Origin of the sequence: Croceitalea sp. MTPC5, from assembly GCF_036985505.1 — a bacterium.
Classification (GTDB): Bacteria; Bacteroidota; Bacteroidia; order Flavobacteriales; family Flavobacteriaceae; genus Croceitalea.
Genome location: NZ_BTGQ01000006.1, coordinates 58,927 through 84,991 on the forward strand (window position 1 = coordinate 58,927; position 26,065 = coordinate 84,991).

Here is a 26,065-nt window from a genome sequence, read left to right on the forward strand (position 1 = left end):
GTTATGCAATCGGATACAGGTTTTAGGGTAACGGTCAACACGATATTCGACCAATATATCGATGATGCCTTTGCGAATTTAGGCCCTACCTTGGGCATTGGCTTCCAAATGGCAAAGATCGGGTTGGGCATTTTCGCCATCATGCATTTTGTGGGCAATGATCGCGCCGATGTGTTCAAGGCCCTAAAGTGGTTTCCCTTGATGTTCATCCTTTTCAACTACTCCGAGTTTGCACACGCCATCTTTGAATTTTATAACAACCTCGGCTCCTCATTTGTCAGTACCCAAAAGAACTGGGATACCATCGGGCAAAAGGTGGCCTTGGCCCAAATCGATGTGGCAGCCAACAATGTGGTAGAATGGAACATGTTCAGCATGGATATCGATGGACTGCAATCCTTTGCCCTTACGGGTCTGGCAGGTTCCATAACGGCCTTCGCACATATTATCTCTACGCTGATTTTCGTGGGCATCAAGGCATTGGCCACCATTTACCTGTTCATCCTTATCATTTTCGGGCCGATCAATATCGGGCTTTCGTTCATTCCCGCCATTTCGGGCCTTTGGAAAGCATGGTTGCAAAAGTTCATGAGCCTCTGTCTTTGGCTTCCCATGTTATATGTAGTGGATATGTTTATGGTCAATCTTGTCGATGCGCTCGTGGACCATTTGTTGCGTAACAGTGCCTACGACCTCGGATTGATTTTGAGTTCCTCCCTTCTGGTCTTGATGACCTCCTTCTTCTATATCAAGGCCCCTACACTGGCCAACTTTGTAGTGCAGGGACTTAACATATCGGGTGGGGGCATCGTCTCCAAGCCCAAGCACTATGGCAAAAAAGCAATACAAACGGTCATCGATGCAAAGAGCGGCGGGGCCACAAAAGCGGTTAGGACACTTACGCAATAATTAGGATTATGAAAGGAAAATACGAGATATTCAATGATATCGCCCAAAGTAGAAGGCACAACAACAGGCTCGTCTATAGCTGCCTGATCTTGATGATAGCGGTCTTCGCGATTGCCATCTATTTCGTGGTATCGGCCCATGAGCGTGCCAACAATAACGCCTATGTGCTGCACGGGGGGCAACGCCTCCCCATGGTACCGATCAGGGATGCCAAGGAAAACCTCGAAATTCTTTGCGAAGGTCACGTCCAAAACTTTCATGAACTGTTTTTCTCGTTGGAACCCGATCTGAACCTGATCAAAAGAAACATAGAGGAAAAAGCCTTGTTCATGGTCGATTGGTCAGGCAACCGTTTATATGCCCGTTTGGTCGAAAAAAAATACTTCCATGATGTGGTAATGCGTGACTATCACTACTTTGTGGAACTTGATTCGATTCAAATCGACTATGCAACCTATCCGTTTCCGTTTACTTTTTACGGCAAACAGGCCATAGAAAAAGGCAAATCCACAACGTATAGGAACTTGGTCACCAAGGGGCACCTGAAAAAAGCGGGCATTACCCCAAACAACCTGAACGGAATCAAGATTATCGACTTTGAGGTCGTGGACAATTCCGATCTCGAGCGTAGGTAACATGAAATTCAGTGGCAACATAAAACGTTTGAAGCGATGGGTCGTAAGGCACAGAAATTTTGCTATGGCCCTACCTTTTATTCTGGTACTGACCAGTTTTTTTGTCATTGAGAACGTCAAGGATTTTCAAATGGGGTTCGGCGACACTACCGATCCTACGAATGGCTTCAATCCAGAACTTCCCGGCAAGGTTCCGACCTTGGAATCCGAAGCTATCGCCGAGCCTTGGAAATTAAAGGACTCAACTGAAAAGAAAAAGGTAGGGAAATCTTCGTCCTTACCGGACATGACCCAAATGAATGATTCGCAAAACGATTCTCTCCAGAAGATCTTGAAGCGATTGGAAGGACTCTCCCTGGATGCTAAACCACAGGAAACGGTGCAGGCCGAAATCCCCGATGGAAAGAAAACCGTGGAGAGGGAAAAGAAGAGCGCAATGACCGCTGAAGAGCAGAAGCAAAAATTCGTCGAGAACCGCTTGGCCTACCGTGAGATGCTGCTGGAGGGAAAAAAGAAAATAGTCGGGGAATCCTTGAGAGGGAACCGCAGGCCCCAACAGGAACGGATGCCCGTTACCAAAAAGCCAATCTTCTTTAGGGCCACCGTATATGGCGACCAATTCATCTTGCCCAATGAGAACGTAAGGCTCCTACTCATGGAAGATATGGTCCTTAGCGAAAAACGATTTTCCAAAAATACCTTCATCTACGCTATGGCTTCCATACAGGGAAACAGGGTGTATTTGGATATAGACAATATCGAGCACCATCCGGTCGATATCTCCGTCAGGGACTTCAACGATGGCAGGGAAGGAATCTACAACAAAAGGGCCGGGGAACTCTGGAGGGAGTACAAGGCCGAAATGGGAGGCGATGCACTACGAGGGGCCACCGACGAAATTACCAGCGGCGCACCGGATGTTTTAAAAGGCATCGCCCAAGGGTTGGGGACTTTCCTTCGAAAAAAAAGGTTACGGGAAAAAGAAAAAATCCTATTGATGGATGATTATGAACTCTTATTGGCAACACAATGAAAATAAAAGCTGTACTTACAATAATTGGGCTATTGGGGTCTCTATCGGTTATGGCGAAAATGGACACCATTCCGGTTTCAAGGAACTATAAGACCATTCTGGTACTGCCCGCCCCTTATGATTTTTCCATCAATGGGAAGGAGCTGAATTTTTTGGAGTCCTTCCCGACGAAAAATGCTTCCGCAACCTCAGAGCGTATCGTTTTGCTTATCTATAACGATGTGGCGCCCGACACCTCCGATTTTACGAACTATACCATTTATACCCGTGACGGTCGTGCCTATGATTTTATCCTGCAACTTGTGGACATCCCCGCCAAGAAGCGATGGACCATAACCACCGATATGGTCGATAACCTCGAAGAGCTATCCCATAAAAAAAGTGCTACTGAATTGGATGAATCCGACTTTGCCTCACATCCTGACATAAAGGACACTTTAGCAACTACCAAAACAGTTGGGGAAAAATTGGAGATTAAGCCCGAAAAGGAAATCGATGGGGAACCCTTGCCGCTTACCAAGGAATTGTATGTCTTGGATAGAATGGAATATATACGGCGGAGATGTTATTACAACCAGTTCAACAAGGGCAAGATCATCCGATATTTTTCCAAATACGATGATGTATTTCTCTGGCTGGAGAACGTGTACTATGAGAATAACGAAATATACCTACAGTTTCGCTTGGAGAACAAGGAACATATAGACTATGATGTCAATTTTATAAAGTTCAGCATCGCCACCAACTACAAGAATAGTTCGAGCAATGTCAAGACGGAACACAAGCCCTTGTTCAGGTATAAAGTTCCCAAAAAGGTCGAGGGGAATTCCGAGAACTATTTTATGGTGGTCTTCGATAAGTTTACCCTTGACCGGAGAAAGTCCCTCGTAGTGGACCTAGATGAAGAAAAGGGCAATCGAAACCTATCCTTGGATATAGATCAACTTGTCATCAATAACCCATCAGGATTTAAATTATGAAAGGCCATAATGCGCATTTATAAGATAATGACCAACTCCAACCGATAGAATAAAACGATTATCATCACTGGTTGGCTAAATTTTAAATAGATGAAAGCAAAGTTATTTTTCATTACGGTGTTGTTTTGTCTTGCGGGTTCAGCCGTTTCAGGCCAAATGCGGGGGAACCTTGCCTCTTCGGTCGGAGTGAGCGGTGGCTATGTCGAGGATGGATACGGCATTATGGGAACGTTCAATTTTCATCCCAATCGGTTCCAATATTTTCAGATAAGTGTTTTGGCCGCAATTGCCGAGGACAAGGGTGCCCAATATATTCCCTATAATATTTTCACTATTCAGCCGGGGCTGTACTATCGTGTATTCATGGCGCCTCGAAGAAAAAATTTTAGCCTTTTCCTCGGTGGCGGTGGGCTGTTCGGATACGAGGTCATCAATAACGGAAGCAATGAACTGCCCACCGGTGCCCTTATCAATGGTAAAAGCCAGTTTATTTATGGCCTGTATCTCGGTGCGGAAATGGAAATAGGCCTGAGCAATGATTTTTCGCTATTGGTCAAGGCCAACGAATACTACCATGTCAATTCGGACGTGGGAAATTTTTATCCGTATGTCGGCGTCGGCCTACGGTATTTTTTGTTTTAAAAAGCGACGTTATGAAATTCAATACCCCACAACGCATAGTCGCCATAGGTTCGCTATGCATAATATTTATAATTGCCTGTAGCAAGGACTTTGAAGGAATAGTGCAGGATTCCTTCGATTTCACCTTTGATGGTAACAACGAGGAAAACGGTTTTGTATTTGAAGCTGCAAGAACGGATTTCAGCTTGGAACCAGAGCGGATGGTCTCCACCGTTTCCTATTTCATGAAATATAATATCCTTGACGGAAAAGGCTATTATTTAGGTACGGAAAACGATACCATCCGCGAAAATGACACCATTTTGGTCAAGGACTTTGACCTATCCTACCGGTATATGCCCATCGATACGGGTATGCATAAAGTCAAGGTATTGGCCTGGGATTCAAACCAATTGCAAAAGGAGTTGGAGTTGGCCTACAATGTCAAGTACGCCAGTTTCAGCTTTCTCTTGGGAAAGGGTACCGGGGATTTCATTATCAATAGTCGGAATCCCGTAAATGTAACCTTGCTACGGGACAAGAACACGGTAGCTCCGGATGGGGAATCGACCGAGGAATTTGGGATTACCTACCAACTGGAAGATGGTTCTGGCAAGCTCCATTTGGACGATGTTACCTACGATGCGGGAACCCCGTTCAAGTTGCCCAAGGGCATTACCGAATTTGGCTACCTTCCAGAAACCTTGGGCGAGCATAAATTGACCATGGTTGCCAGGGCTCCCGATGGGGCGTCCCTGACGAACGAGCTGCTGCTGACAGTCGGAAATGTCAATTTCACGTTCAGGGCGACGGCGGCATCCTCACAAGTGGAGCTGGACACCAATCTAGCAATCAATATCGATTTGCAGACACAGGACGGGGAAAGCGAAGTTACCTATGATATTAGCCATTCCTTTTCTTCCGATAGCCAAGGCGCGGGAATCGTACGGGACCAAAATGGCGGGGTCATGGACCCCGGGACTTTTCGCGGCATCGATCCCGGCAATTATAACTATACTTTTGAGGACGATGAATTGGGGCAGCGCAAAATCTATTTTGATATACGAGACAGCAATGGCCAGAGGAAAAGGGACAGTGTCGAGATCGAGATTGCCAACATTCCCTTCACGTTTAGCGGAAATTCGGAAAGCAACCAGGTATTCGTAAACCAACGGACACAGCTTAATTTCAACATCAAATCGAACGGCAACACATCCAATATCGATTACTTCCTGACCTATGACCTAGAAGAAGGAAACGGAAGGGTTACTGGGGTCAATGGAAATACCATTCAGAACAATACCGATTATCCGGTCGACTTGGGTAATTTCCCATTGTTTTATACGCCCGAAACCTTGGGCCCGCATCGCATCAATTTTCTCGTTACGGACAATTACGGGCAAGCGGTCGGACCCGTCGAAATCGATCTGGATGCCAATCCACTTGAACTGGAATTCAATGCCTCGGCCAATAGCAACGAGGTATTGGTAGGCCAGCGTGGTACAATTTCATTAAGCCTTATCGAACAAGGGGATTACGATGGGGTTTCCTATGAGTTGAACTACTTCATTTCAGGTGGTGACGCACAATTATACAATGGAAATTCGCCAATAATCCCTAGCCAATATTTTTCGGTAAGTCCGGGAAGCTTTGCGTATGATTTCGTCGGGGAACAGGCAGGAACCTACGAAATAACCTTTTTGCTTCGTGACAGCAACGGTCAGATCCTTGAAGATAAGGTTACCGTCGTTGTCGGGAATAACGACTTTACGGTCAATATGACCCCATCCAAGGCTACGGAATTTTCCAATATTCCGGTAGGTATGATCGTGGATATCGACGAACTGCCCGAGGGAGCGAACGACAGCTACATAGCGTTCTTCTCCTCCAGCCAAAACGGGGCGATGTCCGTAAATGGTATAACCTACGGTCCGGGGGAACAATTTCCCTTGGGCGCCGGGGTCAACAATATTTCCTATACCGGATCGGAACCCGGACAGCACAATATTGTCCTCAGTGTCGAATCAGGATCGGACGTTACCCGCACGGCCAACTCTACCATCACTTTTGACCAGGTCGATTTTACCTTTACCGGGGGCACCCAAAAATCGGATATAACCGTGGGGGAAACCACCGGTCTCAATTTCAATATTTCGGAAAGTGTCGGGTCTTCGGATTACACCATGCGTTTCAGTATGAACGGGAATGCGCTTATCAGGGACAACAATGGTATAGAGGTAAGCCCAGGAAACAGTTACGATGTCAATACGGGCAACTTTAACTGGACGCTCGAAGGAACCAGTGAAAGTACGGTTCGAATGGCTTTCACGGTCCGAAACGATACGGGATTGGAGAAAACTGTGGATATTACGGTAAACGTGGCGGCCAAGGATTACACCTTTACCGCATCGGGCACATTGCAGCAAGCCTATACAGGGGAACAGGTGGATATGAACTTCAATATTTCCGAAATCGGAATCGGTGGGGATACCTACGGGATGTATTTTTCGGCAAGCGGCAACAATGGTTCTTTTGAATATGAGGGCACTAGCTATTCCGCTGGAGAAAGTTTTAATGTACCTGTGGGGGCATTTTCGGGAAAGTATGTCGGAACGACCGAAGGCAGTCATGTCATAACGTTTACGGTACGCTCTTCATCGGATGTGGAGAAAACGGCCAGCGTCAACATCAACTATGAAAGGTACGAGGAACCATTCGAGTTGACCGTTAGTCAGGCTCCAGGGGAACGTTTGGAAGAAGAACCTTTTAACATCACGGTCATTACTAATGCCATAGGCACTCATGACCCGGCCGTGACCTATCAAATGACATTTTCTTTCAATGGAAACCGTGTCGGTTATTTCTTTTATGGTGGGAATAGATATGATGAGGGGGAGACAATTCCGTTGAACTACGGGAGTACCAACCTTACTTTCTATCCAGAGACCTCAAATACGTTTACCATTGATTTTGAGGTGGAGAACTCAACGGGGCATTCCAAAAGCGGAAGCACATTTGTTGACACTTTAGGAAGGCCCGTGGCATTGGTCAAGGGGGAAAAGCACAATGTCAGTTGTGGGGGATTGAACGGTTGTGATTATCAAGTCAGGATCTATACCTGTTTTGATATCGAGTGTTCGGAGGCCTATGGCGGTGCTACGTTGGATCAAGTGGAAATCAGGATATTCAACCGGAGTACCAATCGGTGGGATACCCGCTTATTCAATTACAATGAAGCCTCGGGCGATGGGGTGGATAGGTATTTCATGTTGGAAGAGGAAGCCCGTGAAAGCCGTTTAAAATATCTTGACCAGGACTTTGAGGTCAGGGTCAGGGATACCAATGGCCAATGGAGTGACAAAGTAAGGGGAAGAGTGGTCAGAGTTTGATGTCAAAGGCACTTTTAACGCGCTAAGCTAAGCATAACTAAAACTAGCTTCTCTTGAAAGTGTAGGTAATCACTACATCCTGATCATCCAGAAAATCCTCTTGGTCAACGACCAATCGGTTTTTGGTAAACTCCACGATAATCCAATCGTTGCGGTTATCAAATCGTATGATCCAGTTGTCTATTAGTTCGTACCTATCGTCCTCGACATTTTGAAATGCGGGCACTTCCCCACAGGACAGTCCGTTTTCATTAATGGAAAAAGCACCTTTTTCTTCAGCTCCCCTAGAGCTGAAGAAAGTGAGATTATCCTTTAAACATTGACGTATTTCGTTGGTATTGAACAGGTCTACATTGACCGTACCGTCGCCATTGATGTCCACGGCTGTATTGGAATCAATAGATTCATACTCCCACTGGCCCAACAAAGCTTGGCTCCTATCCGATTCCGCAACGCTGTCGTCGTCGCTATTGCACGAAAAAAATAGCAGCATCGGGAATGCAAAAAAGATGAAAATATTTGGTTTCATTGGAACTAGCCTTGAATTACTACAAATATATCACTAAGGATTACATATTTTAAACAAGAATTTTCGAAATTAATTGTGCTTAGGCAAGATAAATGCATGGAGCACTTTTTTTGTGCCTCCATGCTTTTATGCGCGGTGCTGAGGATGTTTAAAAACCGTAGCCGGAAAGACGACCGAATGCGGGCCAGCGTAGCGTGCTCGCTCGGTCAGGCTTGGAGGCAGAGGGTTTTCAACTTCCGCAGGCACAGGGGAGAGCAATATGAAAATGATCTCTATATTTCAAAAACTAAACATTATCCCCAAAGTTGTGTAACCTTCCAACTGACCTGTAACAAATTCAGTCCTCATGCTTTCTGGTTTTTTCCAACCCAAACCATCGTTTGTATCGATTTTCTTGATTCGTCGATTGGCCGCCGCCTTGCCTACTACATAACCGATAAAAAGACCCAAGGGATAGTCCGAGGCCCAATGTACCCTGCTGCTCATCATTTCGAAGGCCATGATACCCATTAAGGTATAGCCAACGGGCTTTATCCATTTTATCTCAGGATAGTTCGTAGCAATGACGGTAATGGTCGCCATAAAAGTCGCCACATGGCCCGAGGGCATGGCATCGTAGTTGGACGTTCTTGTTTGATATTCCTTGATTCTGAGGAAGAGTGTCCAATGTCCGCCGGGATTTCCGCTATCTATGGCGGGGCCTGGACTCTGCCTTCCAGCAAACCTCTTGATGGTCTGTGTGATGACGCCGATCATACGTGCCATTTACAGCACCCATAGCCTTATTTGTTAGTGGACCTTAACTTTTTGCAATTGTTTTTCTAAAACTACTGGTTCCTGCCTAAAACATTCCACCAGCATTTTATAGAGTTCAGGATGCTTTTTCTTGAGTAAATCGGGCCGTTCAAAAAAGTATTCAGAAGCCACTGCAAAAAACTCGGCTTCGTTGGTGCCGCCATACTTTCGGATATCGGAATGATTATCGCTTATGGCTTCCATTTCCTTATGGATCAACTTTAGCCATGGGATTGCATATTGATGTTTCAATAACCGTTCTGGCACTCCATCGGTCACATCGTCTATTTTATCTATCAGGTGTGCAAATTCGTGAATACCGGTGTTGCTTTTATCAGTCGTATTGGCAAAGCCATGATACAACGCTTTTTTTGATAAAATCATCTGTTTTTCGAACCTTCCGTTACCGACCAATCCGCCAATATTTCGCAGTAGTCCTTTGCTGTCAAATTCTAAATCTTCATTAAAATGGTCGGGATATAAAAGTATACCGCTTAAATTAGTGTAATGCCATTCTTCAAAACCAAAAACGGGAATCACGGCACTTGCGGCAATCAATATTTTGTCCAGTTCCTGTAACTCCAGTTGTACTCCGTCGATGGAAACCTCGCTTAAAAACTGCATCATTCGTTGTTGAAAAACTGCCTGTTCACTTTTGGGAAGTTTCCGGTAAAAGAGTACATGATCCATCAGCAACGGATGCCAATGATTTGGGAAGGGCTTTACCTTTTTTTTTCCTATTCCGGAAAAATAATAAACGGCAAGCGCCAATATCAATCCGAATATAATCGTATAAATCATAGTTGATGTAGCGGATAAGGGAATATCATCTGATTTTAATTTTTCCCAGAATAACCACCATATAATAACAAATTATCCGGTTTGATTATTTGGAATAGTCCTTCAACAGAAAATTCCAATGGTATCTTTTTAACAATCCTATGTACAAATAGAGTTTCAACTTTTGGGCATTCAATTTTTTATTGACTTTTATTGATGACGTATTGAAGTAGGAGACAATACTGTAAAGTTCTTCTACGCAATAGTTTTCAAGAAGTTCAAAGCAATGATAACGTAAGTAGGTAGCCAAGTTCTTACCTCTATACGCCTGAAACGTGTAAACATTCAAAAGGTAACCTTCCTTATCTTTTATTTTGAAGGAGCGGCCTTTAAACACAAAATCCTGCAAATCAACGAATAATAGGGCGGCAATCTCTTTCCCTCGCTTGAGACCGATACATATCTGCCCCATACTTAAATTCTGCTCTAATTCCTTGGTTGTAAGCCCCATGATGTTATTCATTATCCCAATCTCGTCCAAACCTATATAACATAATTCATAGTCTTTGAAGCTATCTCGAATCTCAGGTTTTTCGGCTCCATTTTTTATTTCCCTATACCAATAGTAGGGTGCGATGTCCAATCCTATCCGGGTCAGAGCATTTCTAAGGGTGAATAAAAATAGTCCATGGCGTATTCGGTGCCACAATAACTTCGTTTTATAGAATTTGCTTTTTTCCGCTACCTTCATTTTCTTTTCATTTGACTTAAGTCAGTACTGACAGAACGATATCTTTTAGATTGGATATAAATTTATTATAGGCGTTTGGTGATTAACGAACATCAACACTTTCCGCGCTAAACCCAATTTTCTGCAAAGTAGCTTTTACATCTTCTTCTGAAGCACCATCGCTTTCTATGGTCAAGATTTTATCAGCATTAGTAGTGTCCACTTCCCAACTTTCGACCCCTTCTTGTTTGTTTAAAAAGGGGGTTACTTTAGAGATGCAACCGCCACAATTGATATTTGTTTTGAATTTTATAGTTTTCATAGTATTTAAATTTATGATTAATCTTAAAGTTTTACTCGTTTAAGCCTTAAGCTATTTAGAACGACAGATACGCTACTGAATGCCATTGCTGCTCCCGCAATCATTGGGTCCAATAAGAACCCATTTATGGGATACAAAACGCCCGCCGCAATCGGTATTCCAATGATATTATATATGAATGCCCAAAATAAGTTCTGACGGATACCCAAAACCGTTTTCTTTGATAGTTCCAATGCTTTTGGGATGGATTGCAAATCTGAAGTTATCAAAGTCATTTTTGCAACATCCATCGCTATATCAGAACCTTTACCCATCGCAATACTCACATTGGCTTGCGCCAAGGCGTGGGAATCGTTGATGCCATCGCCAACCATAGCTACTATTTTTCCATCAGCTTGCAGTTTTTCTACAAAAGCTGCCTTGTCCGAAGGCATTACTTCGCCTTGGTAATTTGTTATTCCAACCTGTTGTGCTACTGCAGCTGCGGTCTTATTGTTATCTCCGGTAAGCATAAAGACCTCGATGTCTCTTTCTTGAAGCGTTGCTATGGCTTTCTTTGAAGTTTCCTTAATTTTATCTGCAATGGCGAGTATTGCCAGTACTTGTTCATCATTTCCATAGAATATGACTGTTTTTGCTTGCTCTTCGAGGCTTTCTGCTGTTTGCATTAAGGAAGCATTAATTTGAATATTTTTCTCAAGCATTAATTTATGGTTTCCCACATAGTATTGTGAACCATTTTTTGCTTGAGCTTTTACACCCATACCTGTAATACTTTCAAAGGAATCTATTTCAGTTTGTTCAATATCTTCTTCTTTCAAAAGGTTGACCACCGCTTCCGCCAAAGGGTGTTCAGATTGTGCTTCAATTGCTAAAAGAATTTGTTTGTATTTCTTCGTGTCTTTATTATTCTCAGACCAATGAATATCCGTCACTAATGGTTTTCCTTCGGTAATGGTACCCGTTTTATCAAGAATGACCGCATTCACTTTATGTCCTAGTTCTAAACTTTCGGCATCTTTTATTAGGATATTGTTCTCGGCACCTTTGCCAATCCCCACCATTATAGCCGTAGGTGTAGCCAATCCCAATGCACAGGGACAAGCGATAACCAATACTGCTACAGAGGTCAATAAGGCCTGCGAAAATGCATTATCGTCTCCTACCGACATCCAAACAATGAACGTAATGATAGATATACCCAAAACGATAGGAACAAATATTCCAGCAATTTTATCGACCAGTTTTTGAACGGGTGCCTTGCTTCCCTGGGCTTCCTGAACCATTTTGATGATTTGGGATAGCAAGGTTTCCCCACCTACTTTTTCAGCGGTAAATTGAAAACTTCCTTTTTGGTTTACCGTACCCGCAAATACTTTTCCACCACCTGATTTTTCCACGGGAACAGGTTCCCCTGTAATCATACTTTCATCTACATACGAGCTGCCTTTGGAAACTTCCCCATCCACAGGAATCTTTTCTCCTGGACGAACTAAAATAGTTTGACCTACTTGAACCGAGGAAATAGGAATTTCTTTTTCTTCCCCATGCTCAATGATTTTTAGTGTTTTGGGTTGTAATCCCATCAGTTTTTTAATGGCCGAAGAGGTGTTTGATTTGGCCCTTTCTTCCAATAATTTTCCAAGGGAAATGAATGTAATAATGACCGTGGCCGCTTCGTAATAGACGTGTGGTTCAATACCACGGCTCAGCCAAAATTCAGGAAAGAGGGTGTTGAAAACACTGAACAGAAAAGCGATTCCGGTACTCAAGGCGACCAAGGTATCCATATTCGCCTTCCCGTGTTTGGCCTGCTTGAAAGCATTGATGAAAAAGCTACGACCGAACCAAAATAAAACAGGAAAAGTCAATACCAAGGATATCCATTTTCCAGGTTCCCAATGCATAAAAAACATTCCCAAAATGAAAATGGGAAGGGTCAGAATCGCTGACCAGATAGTACGGTTTTTTATATCATAATAATGCTTTTGCCGAAGCTCCTCTTGTACCTCCGAAGGGTCTTCAGCATTTATGATAATGTCATAGCCCACCTGACGTAAAGCGTTTTGCAATTTTTCTTCGGTAACGTTCTCATCATAATCTACGAGTACCGAGCTGCTCGCAAAATTAACAATGGCATTATTGACACCTTCAGTATGCGACAGGATGGATTCAACACTTGATGCGCAGGCCGCACAAGTCATTCCCGTGACCGGAAACGATTTTTTGATATCTGATTTCTTGGTTTTATCCTTTTGCTCCAAAACAGTTGTGGTTTCCATGGCTTTATCTGAATTACTTTATGCAAAGTTCGGAATTGTTGCCGCCAACCGTGTTACGAAATTTGCTGAAAGAGTTGTAGAATTCTCGGAAGAAACAACTGACCATCGTGCAAAAATCTACATAAAGTTTTTCGCCTCTTGACCACAGGCCTCGACCACTCTTATCAATGGCTGTGACAGGTAAATAGAGTACTCCCTCTTTCCAGCGATAGTAGAAGTCTCTGCAAAGCTTTACTTGTTGCATTAAAAAGTTGCTTACATACAATAATCTTATGCTTTAATTATTTTTCATAGGACCATTTTTTCCTAATTTAAGGCTTAATAGAATTACTACTATGAAAAACTCTAAAAGTGAAATTTGGTTGATCGCCGGATTGAGAACACCTTTTGCAAAGGTTGATAAAGATTTTAAAGATAAAGATGCCCTTCACTTGTCTATTCCCGTTGTCCAGGAAATGATAAAAAGAGACTCTTTATCCCCCAATCTTTTTATTTGGGGTTCAGTAGCGCCAAATCTAGGTTATAGCAATCTTGCACGTGAGATACTTATGGATGCAGAATTAGATCAGAGTATTCCTGCGTTGACCACGATTATGGCCTGTAGCACCAGTATGATGGCAGCCATTGAGGCTGCTGGATTGATAAGCGAAGAAGAGGTTGCCTTGGTGGGCGGCGTTGAAAGTATGAGTCGGGTTCAACTTGGATTGAACCAGAATTTTTCCGACTGGTTACGGCGGTTGTTCCAAAGCAAGACCCTTGCGGATAAATTTTCAAAATTGAAAGATTTGAGTTTTGGGGATATACGTTTGTTTATCCCGAGTGTTACCAACAGAACTACTGGTTTGAGTATGGGCGAACATTCCGAAATTACCACAAAACGTCTTAATATTGATAGAGAGCGGCAAGATGAGATAGCCCTTAACAGCCATCAAAATTATATCAAAGGAAGAAATAATGGATTTTTTGATGATTTGATTTTATCGTTGGATGGAGTTGAAGAGGATAAGATTCCTCGGGAAAATACCAGTTTGGAGCAGTTGGCCAAACTCAATCCGGTATTCGATAAGGAGTCGGGCAACGGTTCATTGACTGCCGGAAATTCTTCCTTATTGACCGATGGTGCCGCAGGTTTATGGGTATGTGGTTCAAAGGCAAAAGAGAAATTTTCCGATGAATCCTATGCTGTTCAATTAATAGACTGGGAAATTGCCGCCGTAAATATTGAAAAAGAAGGACTGTTGATGGCCACTACATTTGCAATTCCCAGATTAATGGCCAGGCACAATTTACGCTATGATAATATAGATTTATGGGAGGTGCACGAAGCCTTTGGGTCACAGGTGGCTGCTAACGTTCAATTGCTTGAAGATAAAAATCACCTTAAAAAGGTGGGTGTTTCATTCGACTTTGGAGCGTTCCCTTGGGACCATCTCAATCCAAATGGAGGTAGTATTGCTATTGGTCACCCTTTCGGAGCGACCGGCGCAAGAATTATTAACCAATCAATCAAGGAACTGGCACAAATGGGACCCGGCAAGAAAGCGGTGGTCAGTGTCTGTGCCGATGGTGGACTGGGAACGGTGATGTTATTGGAATCCTGACTAATGTGTTTGGTTTATATCAGCGTATAAATAAAGGATACTCAAAAGATTTCTCAAATCCTTTACCGGAGGTTGTGCATCTTCCATAAATAAAAATACTTATTTAACGGCAAACCCCCATTGAGAATCGCTCACATACCGCGTTTACCGTCCCAACTGATTCTCCAGATGGTATTGGTCACATCATCGGTTATCAACAGCGATCCATCGGGTAGTATGGCGGCACCCACGGGTCGGCCATAGACCTCATCCTTTTTGCCGTCAACAATAAAACCGGTTAAAAAGTCTTCGGGTTTTCCAGTTTGCCCTCCATTCATGAATGGCACGAAAACCACTTTATAACCTGATAAAACCTGTCTGTTCCAAGAACCATGCTGCACGACAAAGGCACCGTTCCGATACTTGTCAGGAAAGGAATCGCCCGTGTAGAACGTCAATCCCAAAGATGCCGTATGGGAGCCAACGTTCACATCGGGCAGCAGTGTATTCTCCACTTGGGCCGAAGGCACCCATTTTACCCTTGGATCTTCATTTTGCCCATAGTACACATAGGGCCAACCATAAAATCCGTTTTCGCGGACACTGGTCAAATAATCTGGTACGAGGTTGTTGCCCAATCCGTCGCGTTCGTTGACCGCCGTCCACAAGTCTCAGGTAATGGGGTTCCAATCCATACCCACGGCGTTTCTTAATCCGGAAGCAAAGACCCTTAATACGGAACCATCGAGGTCGATCTCCAGAATGGCCGCCTTCATGAATTCGGCCTCGGCCCCTTTCTCCCCGACATTTGAGCCACTACCGACCGCTATGTATATTTTTGAACCGTCCATGTTGGCAATTATATTGCGTGTCCAATGTCGATTGGCCTTTCCTGCGGGCAAGATGGTAATTTTTTCCGCTCTTCCCGATAGTTGCAATTGACCGGGCTTGTAAGGAAAACGTAGCAATCCGTTGGTATTGGCCACATAGAACCAATCATCCAGCACAAGCATTCCGAAGGGTTGATCGAGTTCCTTTTCGAGAAATACGGCGCGTTCATCGGGAGACCCATCCTTGTCTACATCGCGGAGCAAGGTTATCAAGTCGGCACTGTTCTTAAAGCTTTTCGACTTTGATGCCCCGATGAACCATGCCCCGATTTTTTTCCAAAGAGGATAATTCGAATTGCTTTGCGCCACAAGTACATCGCCATTCGGTGTAACGTATATCCACCTTGGATTCTCAAAACCGTCAGCATATTTTGTAACGGTAAAACCTGGCGGGGCTTTAGGGGTCCTTCCATTTTTCCAGCCAATGACATTGCTATAGTTGGAATAGGATTTGGAGGCCGATATCGGCGGTAGCGAATCGACGGTCTGCGCATTTGTAGTTGCCAATACTAAGAGTGAAATGATTAAACCTGTAAAAAAACGTCTTCCCATGGCCATTTAAAATTTTGTCTTACATCTTCTGCCCATTAAAAACTTAGCTTCTTGGTTATTTGAATTTCTCAATAACTTCCCCTAGGTCATATACTTTTACGTCTTGCAATTCATTTGAAAGTATGCTGCTTCCGATCGCGCTTCTATATCCACTGCCACAATGGACAATAATGGGTTTGTCGTTAGGAATGTCCTGAATTGAATCCCTTAGTTCGTGTAGGGGTTGGTTCAGGGCACCGTCAAAAATTTTCTTTTTTCTTACTTCATCCGTATTTCTGACATCGACAATGGTGTAATTATCCAGATTTTGCACAAAATGCTTGAAATCCAATCGCTCGTTTTCGACAAAGCTTTTCTTCGAAAGGGTAATTATCGCCTTAAGCTGATTTTCAAACCCTATCTTCGCCACCCGCCGGGCGATGGTCTTTACACTTTTTGGAGAATCAACAACCAGATGAAATTCCTCATTTGGTTGGATTATAGTACCTAACCATGTTTCAAAAGAGGATGCTTCGCCACCCTGCATAATATTGATACTCTGTGGCCAATGACCTTGTTTAAACTCGTTTTCATCACGACTATCGACAATTAAGATATTTTCTTTTGGTGTTTCGGCATTAAGATGAATAGGGATTTTAGCGGTTGCCATATCAATCGATTCAACTTTCTTTTTGTTCATAGCTACATCATGTTTGAAATAGGCCGGTATGAATGGTTGGTCTTCAAGGAGTTCTTTGACAAACTCGTCTTCATTTTGATGGCCAAATGCCCAGTTATCCTTTCGCTCCCTACCTAATGTGCTACTGCTATCTGCCGACATGCTTTTGCCGCACAGGGATCCCGCCCCGTGGGCGGGGTAAATAATGGCCTCATTCGGTATTTTTTTGAATTTAGTTCGAATTGTGTTGAACATTTCACGGGCCAGTGCTTGCTTTTTTTGCTCTTTGTCATTTTCATTTCCGCGCAGATCCGGGCGTCCGACATCCCCGATCAATAAGGTGTCCCCCGTAAAAAGTGCAACCTCATTTTCATCTGTGGCAAGAATGGAAATACTATCGTATGAATGCCCAGGAGTATTTATGGCTTCTAGTTTGGTATTGCCCACGAAAATGGCACTGTTCCCATCAAAACTTTCGAAAGGGTATTCAGCTTCCAATCTGCTGCTGTTATAGATCGTGGCACCAGTTTCTTTGCTAATTTGCCAATGTGAGCTTACAAAGTCTGCATGGGAGTGGGTCAATAGCACAACTTTGATCTTAGCATTTTCTTTATGCGCAAAGTTATAATAGTGCATCGGGTCGCGATCGGGATCGATTATCGCCATCTCCCCTCCGCTCAGCAGTACGTATGAATAGTGGGAAAGTGGTTCATATTCAAATTGCTGTATTTTCATAAAAATTTTATGCGTTTATAATTTAACGTCCGAAATGCCTTCGTTTATTCTCCTGTATTTTCGTTTTTTCCTTTCGAAAGTAAAAACTGTTATTACCTCCTGACATTCACTTTTCCGTATCAGTCAAGGTTTGTTGTTTCTTCGGTAAGCGATCCTTCAAATTTGGGAAGCGGACGCTTTTCCTTTTCTTCTTCTGTTTCTACTATCCCATTTTCCTTGATATCGTTAATCAACCATTGCATTTCCATTATTTCCCGACGCTGCGCTTTGATGATTTCATCGGCGATTTCCCTTACCCTGATATCTTTTATTTGAGATCGTTCACTAGTTAGGATAGCGATGGAATGATGAGGAATCATACCTTCCATATAATCAACACCGGTAACCGTAACCTGACTCCTGACCAGCCATATTCCGCCTGCAATCAGCAAAACGCCCAATGCCAGGATGGCAATATTCTTATTGCGGTCTTTGTACATTTGTAGCATATACAGCAGCATGATAATAACCATGGACCCGCCCATGATCAACGTCATAAAGAACCTGGTTTCACTATACCAGAAGTGATCGATAATCTGATAGGAGTGCGTGTACATTAAAAAGAACATCGCGACCATTGAGGTGCCAATCATTGCGAAGAACTTTAAATACTTATCTGTTTGTTTTTCCTTGTTTTCCATCGTAAAATTGTTTTTTGGTTATTATTAGAATTTCAATTGATTGTAGCTATCATACAAATTACCGCATAACTATATAGGCATTGTTTTAGTTTTGTTCAACGCTATTCATAGGTTGTATTTTATATTGACCGTCGGTATTTTTCAAGGCCTTTTGCAAATTTTCCAAAGGCACTTCAAATTGAGATTCAACCGTCGCTTCGGCATCTTTCAAATCGACCGATACATTGGCTACTCCTGCGACATTTAGAATTGCTTCTTCTACATGGGTTCTACAGCCGTTGCATGTCATTCCTTTTATTTCATACTTTTTTTTCATGACGTATTTTATTTTAGTTTCTTTCGTGAAACCGGAAATTTTCCGATTTCGTAAGTATTTATTACCTTTTAATAGTTTTCTGCACGCCAACGGCTTTCATAATTTTTTCGCGAAAAAGAATTTATCACTTTTGCCAACAGGCGATAACCAATTTGGTTATTCTATTTATGGTTTTGAGTTATTCTTTTGTGCTACACCAAACCATTAAATAAGAACGTGCAAATGGACATTAGTTAAAAATAAAGCTTACAGTAAAGATCATTTGTTTCTAAAAAAACAAACATTGACCCATTTGAAATTGGGACATTTGTTTCAAAGCAACCAATATGAGGGCTCCTTTGGAAGCTTATCGTAGAAATTATATATCATCCAACGATTTCCTGTTCTTATCTATACTATTTTTAAATTATGAGGGAGTCATTCCCGTTACCTTTTTAAACTGGTTGCTTAAATATGCTACACTGCTATAGTTAAGTTTAAAAGCTATCTCGCTCAAGCTTGATTTATGGTACACCAACAACTCCTTTATACATTCAATTTATTGGTTGATGATTTATTACTCAACGAAAGTATAAACCTCATTTACAAATTCTGTAATCCTAAAGTACCCAAACGCATAATTATCAGGGTTTTCTAAATTTTTATAATTGCCCCTTAGCCTTGTTGGAACAGTTGCAAAAGGATCTCCTGCATTATCAGATTGTTCTATTAATCTATGTAAAAAATCATAGTATTCTTCGGATATGCCATATAGGTTTATGTCCACCATATCTCCAGGCAAAATTTCGTCTTCCGCATCCGCTTCATCTTCTTCGTATAAAAGGGACATTTCATTACCATTTGTAAACTCATCAGACATTATTTCTCTTGTCGGAAGCAGATCTTCTCCTTCTAAAAAGGTGATGTAATAAAAATTCACTTCATTTGCTGGATCATTGAAGTATATTGTGAGATCTAACTCTTCTGGGTCCGAACCGAGTTCACGAGATTGCTCTATTCTATCTATTTCTGGGACAGGCATTAATGTTTCTTCAGCAGTATAGGTCTCATTATTATAAATTACCTCTAAGTTATAGGTGTTGTTAATCATTGGTTCGAAATCTGAGGTTGTGTAACGACCATCTTGTTGGTCTTCAAAAATAAATATATCGCCATTTGTGATGTTTTCAACTCTGACTGATGCACCTGCTACAGGGTTTGGTGCTGTATCATAATAAGGTGTGGTAAGGCTCAGTTTTATGGTTTGATTATTTCCTAAAGTACCTTTTTCCCAACCTATAGATGCTTCAATAACCAATCGTGGAGATTCGGTAGGTACAGATAGGTCTATAGCTTCTGTACAAGAAAAAATAATAATGCTTAATCCTAAAAGGCTTACAATTTTAATCTTATTTTCTATTTTAAATATATTTTTTAAGGACATCATGTTTTTTAAAATTTAAAGTTATAGGTTACTGAAGGAATAATGCCAAATATTGTAGTTCTCAAGGCTTCGTTTACTCCAGTGTTATAGTCTTGGTTAAATGATATGGAGGCTGCATTTTGCCTGTTATAAAGGTTATAAATACTAAATACCCACTCACCTTTCCATTGCTTATTGGGATTACGGTTGGGCTTATAGGTCGCTGAAACATCTAACCTATGATAAGCAGGTAGCCTGTCGGCATTTCTTTCATTATAAATTACAACAGAGGATCCGTCATATTCAAATTGCCCGGTTGGATAGGTGACTGGACGACCGGTTTGGTAAATAGCATTTGCACTAAATTTCCATTTATCTGTTAATTTATAAACTCCTGTAATAGAAATATCGTGTGTACGATCAAAAGGTGCATTGTACCAATTACCATTATTGATTCCAGGGCCTCCAGCATTTCCGCCAAAAGAACGTTGCTCAGATTTAGCCAATGTATATGATAGCCAGCCTGTAAAACGCCCTTTATTTTTTCTGAGCATTAATTCTAAACCATAGGCTCTTGCCTCACCATTCAAAATTTCGGTTTCGATTGTATTATTCCCAATTAAATCCGCTCCGTCAATGTAGTCAATACGATTATCTGTAGTTTTATAATAAGCTTCGGCTTCAAATGAATATGCATTGCCATTGAATTTCTTATAATACCCTAAAGCATATTGGTTAGAAAGCTGAGGTTTAATATAGGTCCCACTAGGTGTCCAAACATCTAATGGGGTAACAGATACCGTATTAGACAGTAGATGTAAATATTGTGCTGTACGTGTGTAACTTCCTTTTATTGAAGAGTTGTCTGTTAGCAAGTAAGACAAGCCTAAACGCGGTTCTAAATTTCCAAATTGTTTAATTGTTTGGCCTTTTGAATAAGCTGTTTCTCCTATGGCTTCGCCATTTTGGTAGATGCCTAATCCTTGGTTATAAACTACTGGCTGATTATTTGCATAATTTGTGATGGCCTGCCCGCCCAATCGGTTGAATGTACTGTAGCGCAAACCATATCTTGCAGTAAACTTATCTGTAAGTTTATGTTCTACACTGGCATAAGTCCCTGCTTCAAAAGCTCTTTTTTGATCTAATGTCAATGGATTAATAGGAGAGGTTGGCGTTGAAGGCATAATTTCTCCTGGATTTAGATTATAAGAAATGCCACTTAGTCCAAAATCTATTTTTAGTTTATCACTTGCATAATATCCAAAATCGTATTTTAAGTTATAATTTGTGATGTCAGATATCCAATCCAGTTGTTCAAAGTCCAGTATTATCTGATAATCGTATTTACTATATATAAGCGATAGGTTAGAGAATAGCTTATCATTGAAAACATGATTCCACCTAAGATTTGCAGAGATGTTTCCGTAATTACTATTTATTAAACGTGAAATATTAAAAACATCTCGCCCAAAATAACTGGACAGATATATTTTATTGTTTTCATTAATTTCATAATTGGTTTTTAGGTTTACATCGTAAAAACTAATATTACTATTTGCCAAATCGTCCATCAAACCAGAAAAAAGCTGAGCATAAGTTGTTCTTCCTGCTAAAAGAAAAGAGCCTTTCTTTTTGAATAATGGTGCTTCTACTGCAAGCCTACTTGAAATTAATCCAATACCTCCATTGAGTTCAAGCCGCTTATTGTTACCGTCTTTTTGCCTTACATCTAAAACTGAAGCTGTCCTTCCGCCGAATTTAGCAGGAATATCACCTTTATAAAGTTTTACATCTTTAATTGCATCGTTATTAAATACAGAAAATAATCCAAAAAAGTGAGACGTATTGTAAATGATGGCTTCATCTAAAAGCACCAAGTTTTGGTCTACTGCTCCACCTCTTACATTAAAGCCTGCTGAACCTTCTCCATTATTTGAAACCCCTGGCAAAAGTTGTATGGTTTTAATAAGATCTACTTCGCCTAATACAGCAGGCACTAATTCAATTGTTTCTGCCTTTAAGGTAACAACTCCCATTTGTGGTTTTCTTACATTTAGATTTTTTACGCCTTCATCTGCTGTAATTACGACTTCATCAAGTGTGCTAGGATCTTCTTTAATTTCAATGTTGAGTTTTGTGTCTTTATTAAGAAACACCTCTTTTTGTATTTCTTTGTATCCTAAATACGAAACAACCAATGTGTATTTTCCTTCTGGTGCTGTTATGGAGTAAAAGCCATACTCGTTTGTGGTGGTGCCTATGGTGGTGCCTTTTAAATAAATCGTTGTGCCAAACATGGCTTCGCCGTTTGACTCATCGCTAATGGCTCCTCTCAAGGTGTATTCTTCTTGGGCAAATAGCATGCTGTTAATTATGATGAAAAATAATGGTAAAAAGGATTTCTTGATTGATTGACTTAAATGTTCCATATATAATTTGATTGTTTTAAAATAGATTCTTTTTGTAATGTCTAAAGTTTTGATTGAGTTTTACTCTTGGCCGAGATGCAAACCAGTCTTTGTAGAAGATATTATGAAGACTATGATTATCTTATTACTGTATCTGCGGCGTTGTGAATATATTAGCGATTGATCTCATCCAATAATTTTTGTTTTTTCATAATCTTTAATACTATGTATATTATTGATGAAGCCAAAGCACCATAAAACCAGAAGTCATATTCAAATTTGATAGCCTGTAGTTTTATCATTTCGCCGATAAAACTAAAAACCCAAAATATTAGAAACACGGCTGCCAAACCGTTTTTCTCTTTTTTTAATGCCTTTTTGATACTAAACGGATATTTAGCTTTTTGATAATACTTAAATGAAGGCATAAATGCAGGTGTTTTTTTGGCCCAATCAAGATAGATATTACCAAATTTTTGTCTTAAAAAACTTTCTTCGGCATACATTATACGTTCGTAGTAAAATGCGTAGAACAAAACGAAGGTTATCACAAACCAAGTGTTATTAGTGAGCATTGCCACGCCAAGCCACATAAAGAAATTGCCCAAATATAAAGGATGCCTAACTATTGAATAGATGCCCGTAGTGTTTAGCTCTTCAGCAATTTGCCCCTCTGTTGTATTTCTTCCAGATGTGTTTTTTGGTGTATGGGCTACTGTAACCACTCTTATATACAAGCCGAATAAACTAATGCCAAGCCAAATGTAGTCGAAGAATTCAGGTAACCAATTGTCTATTGCTTCACTGTTGTAATGTTTTTGATAGATAAATACCAATAAACCAATAACTAAAATAATCAATGGTAAATAACTTCTATTTTTAAATAAAAAGTCGCCTTGTGTTTTCAATTCTTCTTGTAATGCCATGCTTTAAGGATTTAATTCCCCCAAAGAACGAAACAACAAAGCACAAGATTATTTGCCTGTTGTCCAGAATGCTTATTCTGTACCTATTACCTTTTTCTGGGCAATAGAATTCCTGAATTGCGTAGGGGTTATTCCTTTGACTTTCTTGAATGTAGCATTAAAAGAAGACTTGGAACTAAAACCGACTTCTGTGGCCATCCCGAAAAGCGTAAAATGGGCATGTTGGTCGTTTTGTAGGTTTTTTACAAATGCTTCAACCCTATATTCATTGACAAAATCTTGAAAACTTTTGTTTAAATGTAAGTTTAGAACTTCAGAAATATACTGTCTAGGAATATTCAATTTTTTTGACACACTATGGATTGATAACCTGTGGTCTAGATAAAGTTTTTCCTTTTCCATTATTTGTATTAAAGCGTTTTTATATTTTTCAATCAATTCGGGCGTTAGGTTAGACGATTTGTACTTGGTGACCTCAGCATTTGGTATGAGTTCTTTGGGCTTACTTATCATATAAAAGGTAATAAAATAGAACAAGAATGCGACAACAAGAAGCAAATAGGAATTAAAATCGTCATCACTGGAAAAAACAATAGGCGCCAATTCAAACAAATCTAGAAGACCATTTATATACGAAATGCTCAATATTAAAACAATAGGGGCAACAAAGTAAAGAATCCAATTAGTCCTTTTAGTTTTAAGTAAGTTGTATAAAATATAGATTAAGTAGCACAAAAACACGAATTCTATTAACGTCTCTATTATCTCTAAAAAATCGTTTTCCCCATCCGAAATCATTTCCAATGTTTCACTTAAAAACAAAAACATACTGGGTAAGAAAAACAAATAGTCTCTTTTCAAAAAAACCTCTTTGGCAGAATTAAAGTACTTGAAGTATAAAAAAAGAAATGTTAGAAATAACGAGCTGTCAAATAAGAACCAATCTGCGTCATCTATAAAAAGGTTGTTATCATCATCACCAATTATGTATAGCAGTATGGATACAATGCTTCCAAAAAAGAGCCAAAAAGTTGTTTTCCTGTAATTCGCTCTACTTCTGTAAAAAATGAATAAAATAAAAAGACCTTGTAGTAAGGCAACTATTTGTATGATTTTAAGCATCGATTAAAAGTTTAATTATATTATGAAGTATTGAGATGGTCTAGTTGCCTTGGACAGCTTTCTTGATAAAGTGAACTTGCAACAAAAACTTCTTAAACATCATCCAAAAACTTTCTATTCTGTATAGTACTCTTCTTAAATTGTGTAGGTGCCATACCATTGATTTTTTTAAATTGATTGCTTAAATAGGCCACGCTGCTGTACCCCAGTTGATAGGCAATTTCGCTCAAGGTAAGTTCGTCATACACCAATAATTCCTTTACCCTTTCAATCTTTTGGGTGATGATATACTGTTCAAAAGTGATGCTTTCCACAGATGAAAAAAGGGAACTTAAGTACTTGTTGTACGTCTTCAAACGAATTAGGACTGTCCCGATCCAAAGTTAAGTCATAGTTTCAACTTTTGAATTAGGTGCTCTTTCCTTCTTTTGAGCATCGTTCTTTTCTTTATCGATTTACGTTTTTCCAATATCTTTTTGTCCCTTCCGAAATATACGGCTGCCGGTGTCAGGTTGTCCAATGATTCGTGGTATCTCCTGTTGTTGTAATAGTCCACGAACTCTTCCAACCTTTCCTTGAGTTCCCCCGGCATATAGTAGTTGTCCAGTTTGATGATGTTCTTCATCGAACGGTGGTAACGCTCTATCTTGCCCTGCGTCTGTGGATGGTTCGGTTTTCCCCGGATATGCTCCATCTCCCTTTCCTTTATGAACTCCTTCAGTTCGCCACTGATGTAACAGGGCCCGTTGTCCGACAGGAGCCTTGGCATTTGCCCTTTGGGCAGCGATACCTTTTCCAATGCCCTTCCCACTGTTTTCTTCACATCCCCTGCGTTCATCGAGGGACAGAGTTCCCAATGGATAATATATCGGCTGTAATCGTCCAGAATGGTCGAGAGATAGTACCAGCCCCACCCGACGATCTTCAGATAGGTGAAGTCCGTCTGCCACATCTGGTGAACCCTTATGGTCTTGTCCCTGTACTCCTGTGAAGCGGCCATGGTATCAAAAGCAGGGGATGTCACCAGTCCACGTGACTTAAGTATGCGGTAGACACTGCTCTCCGAGATATAGTATTCCCGCTCATCGGTCATCTTACAGGCAAGTCCGCGACAGGATTCCTCCGGGAAGTCCAGGGCCATCTCCACGACCTCCGACCTAATCTTGTCGGGTATCCTGTTCCAATAGGTATTGCGTGCCCTATGGTTGGGCGCAAGTCCGTCAAAGCCACCTTCGAGGTACTTACCGTACCAGTTGTAGAAGGTGCTCTTGTTTATCCCTATTTCCTTCAATGTCCTGTTCACGCCTATTTCAGATGTCTCCACAAGCCTTATGATCTCGTATTTCTCCTGTTGGGTAAATCGCATGTACTTCCTCCATTTTACCCTAAGCCATTGGTACTTTTTTTGAGCACCCGGTTCTGGAGCAACAGTTCGGCCACCGTTTCCTTAAGCTGGGAGTTCTCCCCACGGAGTTCCTTTACTTCACTGGTATTGGCCTCGCGCATGGTGTCACCCATCAGGCGCTTCTTCCCAGCTTCCAGAAAATCCTTGCTCCAACGATAGTACAGTGCCGGGGCAATGCCCTCACGCCTGCAGATGCCGGATACCGATTCCTCGCCCTTGAGACCTTCCAGCACGATACGGATCTTTTCCTCTGCAGAAAACTTCCTCCTTGTATTCCTTTTAATGTCCTTTACGATTGATTCCGTGTTCTTCTTTGTCATTTTAAGTGATTTAAATGGTTAATGAATCCATCTTCAAGGCTAGCCTTGAAGATAACAAAACCA

22 protein-coding genes and 3 pseudogenes are annotated in these 26,065 nt (G+C 41.2%); 7 read left to right on the forward strand and 18 right to left on the reverse strand.

What is annotated here, in order from left to right; translation table 11 throughout:
• The first annotated feature begins 3 nt into the window (after positions 1-3).
• From AACM45_RS17125 to AACM45_RS17150, 6 genes are all read left to right on the forward strand, one after another.
• Positions 4-909, forward strand: coding sequence for a type IV secretion system protein (locus AACM45_RS17125; protein ID WP_162987836.1), 906 nt, complete (start codon positions 4-6; stop codon positions 907-909).
• A gap of 8 nt (positions 910-917) precedes the next feature.
• A complete protein-coding gene (locus AACM45_RS17130) occupies positions 918-1,544 on the forward strand; it encodes a hypothetical protein (RefSeq protein WP_094997547.1) in 627 nt (208 codons plus the stop codon).
• Between the two features lie 64 nt (positions 1,545-1,608).
• On the forward strand, positions 1,609-2,577 hold the full coding sequence (gene traM, locus AACM45_RS17135; RefSeq protein WP_158657144.1) for a conjugative transposon protein TraM: 969 nt from the start codon (positions 1,609-1,611) through the stop codon (positions 2,575-2,577).
• Positions 2,574-3,557: a DUF4138 domain-containing protein gene (locus AACM45_RS17140; RefSeq protein WP_339144241.1), complete on the forward strand. Its 984-nt coding sequence runs from the start codon at positions 2,574-2,576 to the stop codon at positions 3,555-3,557. Before traM ends, AACM45_RS17140 begins: the two co-directional genes overlap by 4 nt.
• Before the next feature lie 90 nt (positions 3,558-3,647).
• Positions 3,648-4,199, forward strand: a complete 552-nt coding sequence (locus AACM45_RS17145; protein ID WP_094997544.1) for a conjugal transfer protein TraO — start codon at positions 3,648-3,650, stop codon at positions 4,197-4,199.
• Between the two features lie 11 nt (positions 4,200-4,210).
• Positions 4,211-7,567: a TraQ conjugal transfer family protein gene (locus tag AACM45_RS17150; protein ID WP_339144242.1), complete on the forward strand. Its 3,357-nt coding sequence runs from the start codon at positions 4,211-4,213 to the stop codon at positions 7,565-7,567.
• 43 nt (positions 7,568-7,610) lie between these two features.
• Here the strand turns inward: AACM45_RS17150 and AACM45_RS17155 are convergent, their stop codons facing one another.
• The 6 genes from AACM45_RS17155 to AACM45_RS17180 all read right to left on the reverse strand — a co-directional run bounded on the left by AACM45_RS17155 (position 7,611) and on the right by AACM45_RS17180 (position 13,005).
• Entirely contained in the window at positions 7,611-8,096 is a 486-nt protein-coding gene (locus AACM45_RS17155; RefSeq protein ID WP_094997542.1) for a hypothetical protein, read from the reverse strand.
• 279 nt (positions 8,097-8,375) lie between these two features.
• A complete protein-coding gene (locus tag AACM45_RS17160; RefSeq protein ID WP_094997541.1) occupies positions 8,376-8,861 on the reverse strand; it encodes a phosphatase PAP2 family protein in 486 nt (161 codons plus the stop codon).
• 24 nt (positions 8,862-8,885) lie between these two features.
• Positions 8,886-9,692 carry a M90 family metallopeptidase gene (locus AACM45_RS17165; protein ID WP_094997540.1) on the reverse strand — a complete coding sequence of 269 codons (807 nt, stop codon included), beginning with the start codon at positions 9,690-9,692 and terminating at the stop codon, positions 8,886-8,888.
• Positions 9,693-9,777: 85 nt separating this feature from the next.
• Complete coding sequence (locus AACM45_RS17170) at positions 9,778-10,422, reverse strand: GNAT family N-acetyltransferase (RefSeq protein ID WP_094997539.1); 645 nt, start codon at positions 10,420-10,422, stop codon at positions 9,778-9,780.
• A gap of 82 nt (positions 10,423-10,504) precedes the next feature.
• Entirely contained in the window at positions 10,505-10,723 is a 219-nt protein-coding gene (locus AACM45_RS17175; RefSeq protein WP_094997538.1) for a heavy-metal-associated domain-containing protein, read from the reverse strand.
• Positions 10,724-10,746: 23 nt separating this feature from the next.
• On the reverse strand, positions 10,747-13,005 hold the full coding sequence (locus AACM45_RS17180; RefSeq protein WP_094997537.1) for a heavy metal translocating P-type ATPase: 2,259 nt from the start codon (positions 13,003-13,005) through the stop codon (positions 10,747-10,749).
• A 335-nt stretch (positions 13,006-13,340) separates the two neighbouring features.
• Here AACM45_RS17180 and AACM45_RS17185 point away from each other — a divergent pair, with 335 nt between their 5' ends.
• Positions 13,341-14,606 (forward strand): thiolase family protein, encoded by a 1,266-nt coding sequence (locus tag AACM45_RS17185; RefSeq protein ID WP_094997536.1) that lies wholly within the window; start codon positions 13,341-13,343, stop codon positions 14,604-14,606.
• Positions 14,607-14,737: 131 nt separating this feature from the next.
• On the opposite strand, the gene AACM45_RS17190 is transcribed toward AACM45_RS17185, so the two are convergent.
• The 12 genes and pseudogenes from AACM45_RS17190 to AACM45_RS17245 form a co-directional block, all read right to left on the reverse strand.
• Complete coding sequence (locus AACM45_RS17190; RefSeq protein ID WP_308423258.1) at positions 14,738-15,253, reverse strand: PQQ-dependent sugar dehydrogenase; 516 nt, start codon at positions 15,251-15,253, stop codon at positions 14,738-14,740.
• Positions 15,254-15,256: 3 nt separating this feature from the next.
• Positions 15,257-16,027 carry a PQQ-dependent sugar dehydrogenase gene (locus AACM45_RS17195; protein ID WP_308423257.1) on the reverse strand — a complete coding sequence of 257 codons (771 nt, stop codon included), beginning with the start codon at positions 16,025-16,027 and terminating at the stop codon, positions 15,257-15,259.
• 55 nt (positions 16,028-16,082) lie between these two features.
• The gene (locus AACM45_RS17200) at positions 16,083-17,420 is read right to left on the reverse strand and encodes an MBL fold metallo-hydrolase (protein ID WP_094997535.1); all 1,338 of its coding nucleotides are present in this window, start codon (positions 17,418-17,420) and stop codon (positions 16,083-16,085) included.
• Positions 17,421-17,539: 119 nt separating this feature from the next.
• The gene (locus tag AACM45_RS17205) at positions 17,540-18,100 is read right to left on the reverse strand and encodes a DUF305 domain-containing protein (RefSeq protein WP_094997534.1); all 561 of its coding nucleotides are present in this window, start codon (positions 18,098-18,100) and stop codon (positions 17,540-17,542) included.
• Positions 18,101-18,185: 85 nt separating this feature from the next.
• Positions 18,186-18,416, reverse strand: coding sequence for a heavy-metal-associated domain-containing protein (locus tag AACM45_RS17210; protein ID WP_094997533.1), 231 nt, complete (start codon positions 18,414-18,416; stop codon positions 18,186-18,188).
• A gap of 406 nt (positions 18,417-18,822) precedes the next feature.
• Positions 18,823-18,954 (reverse strand): annotated as a pseudogene (locus AACM45_RS17215) (helix-turn-helix domain-containing protein); the annotation flags it as partial.
• Between the two features lie 18 nt (positions 18,955-18,972).
• Entirely contained in the window at positions 18,973-19,842 is an 870-nt protein-coding gene (locus AACM45_RS17220; protein ID WP_229702449.1) for a DUF4249 domain-containing protein, read from the reverse strand.
• 5 nt (positions 19,843-19,847) lie between these two features.
• A complete protein-coding gene (locus tag AACM45_RS17225; RefSeq protein ID WP_094997530.1) occupies positions 19,848-22,250 on the reverse strand; it encodes a TonB-dependent receptor in 2,403 nt (800 codons plus the stop codon).
• 152 nt (positions 22,251-22,402) lie between these two features.
• Entirely contained in the window at positions 22,403-23,155 is a 753-nt protein-coding gene (locus tag AACM45_RS17230; RefSeq protein ID WP_094997529.1) for a methyltransferase family protein, read from the reverse strand.
• Positions 23,156-23,227: 72 nt separating this feature from the next.
• Complete coding sequence (locus tag AACM45_RS17235; RefSeq protein WP_094997528.1) at positions 23,228-24,277, reverse strand: helix-turn-helix domain-containing protein; 1,050 nt, start codon at positions 24,275-24,277, stop codon at positions 23,228-23,230.
• Between the two features lie 92 nt (positions 24,278-24,369).
• Positions 24,370-24,615 (reverse strand): annotated as a pseudogene (locus AACM45_RS17240) (helix-turn-helix domain-containing protein); the annotation flags it as partial.
• A 50-nt stretch (positions 24,616-24,665) separates the two neighbouring features.
• Positions 24,666-26,002 (reverse strand): annotated as a pseudogene (locus AACM45_RS17245) (IS3 family transposase).
• Between the last annotated feature and the right edge of the window lie 63 nt (positions 26,003-26,065).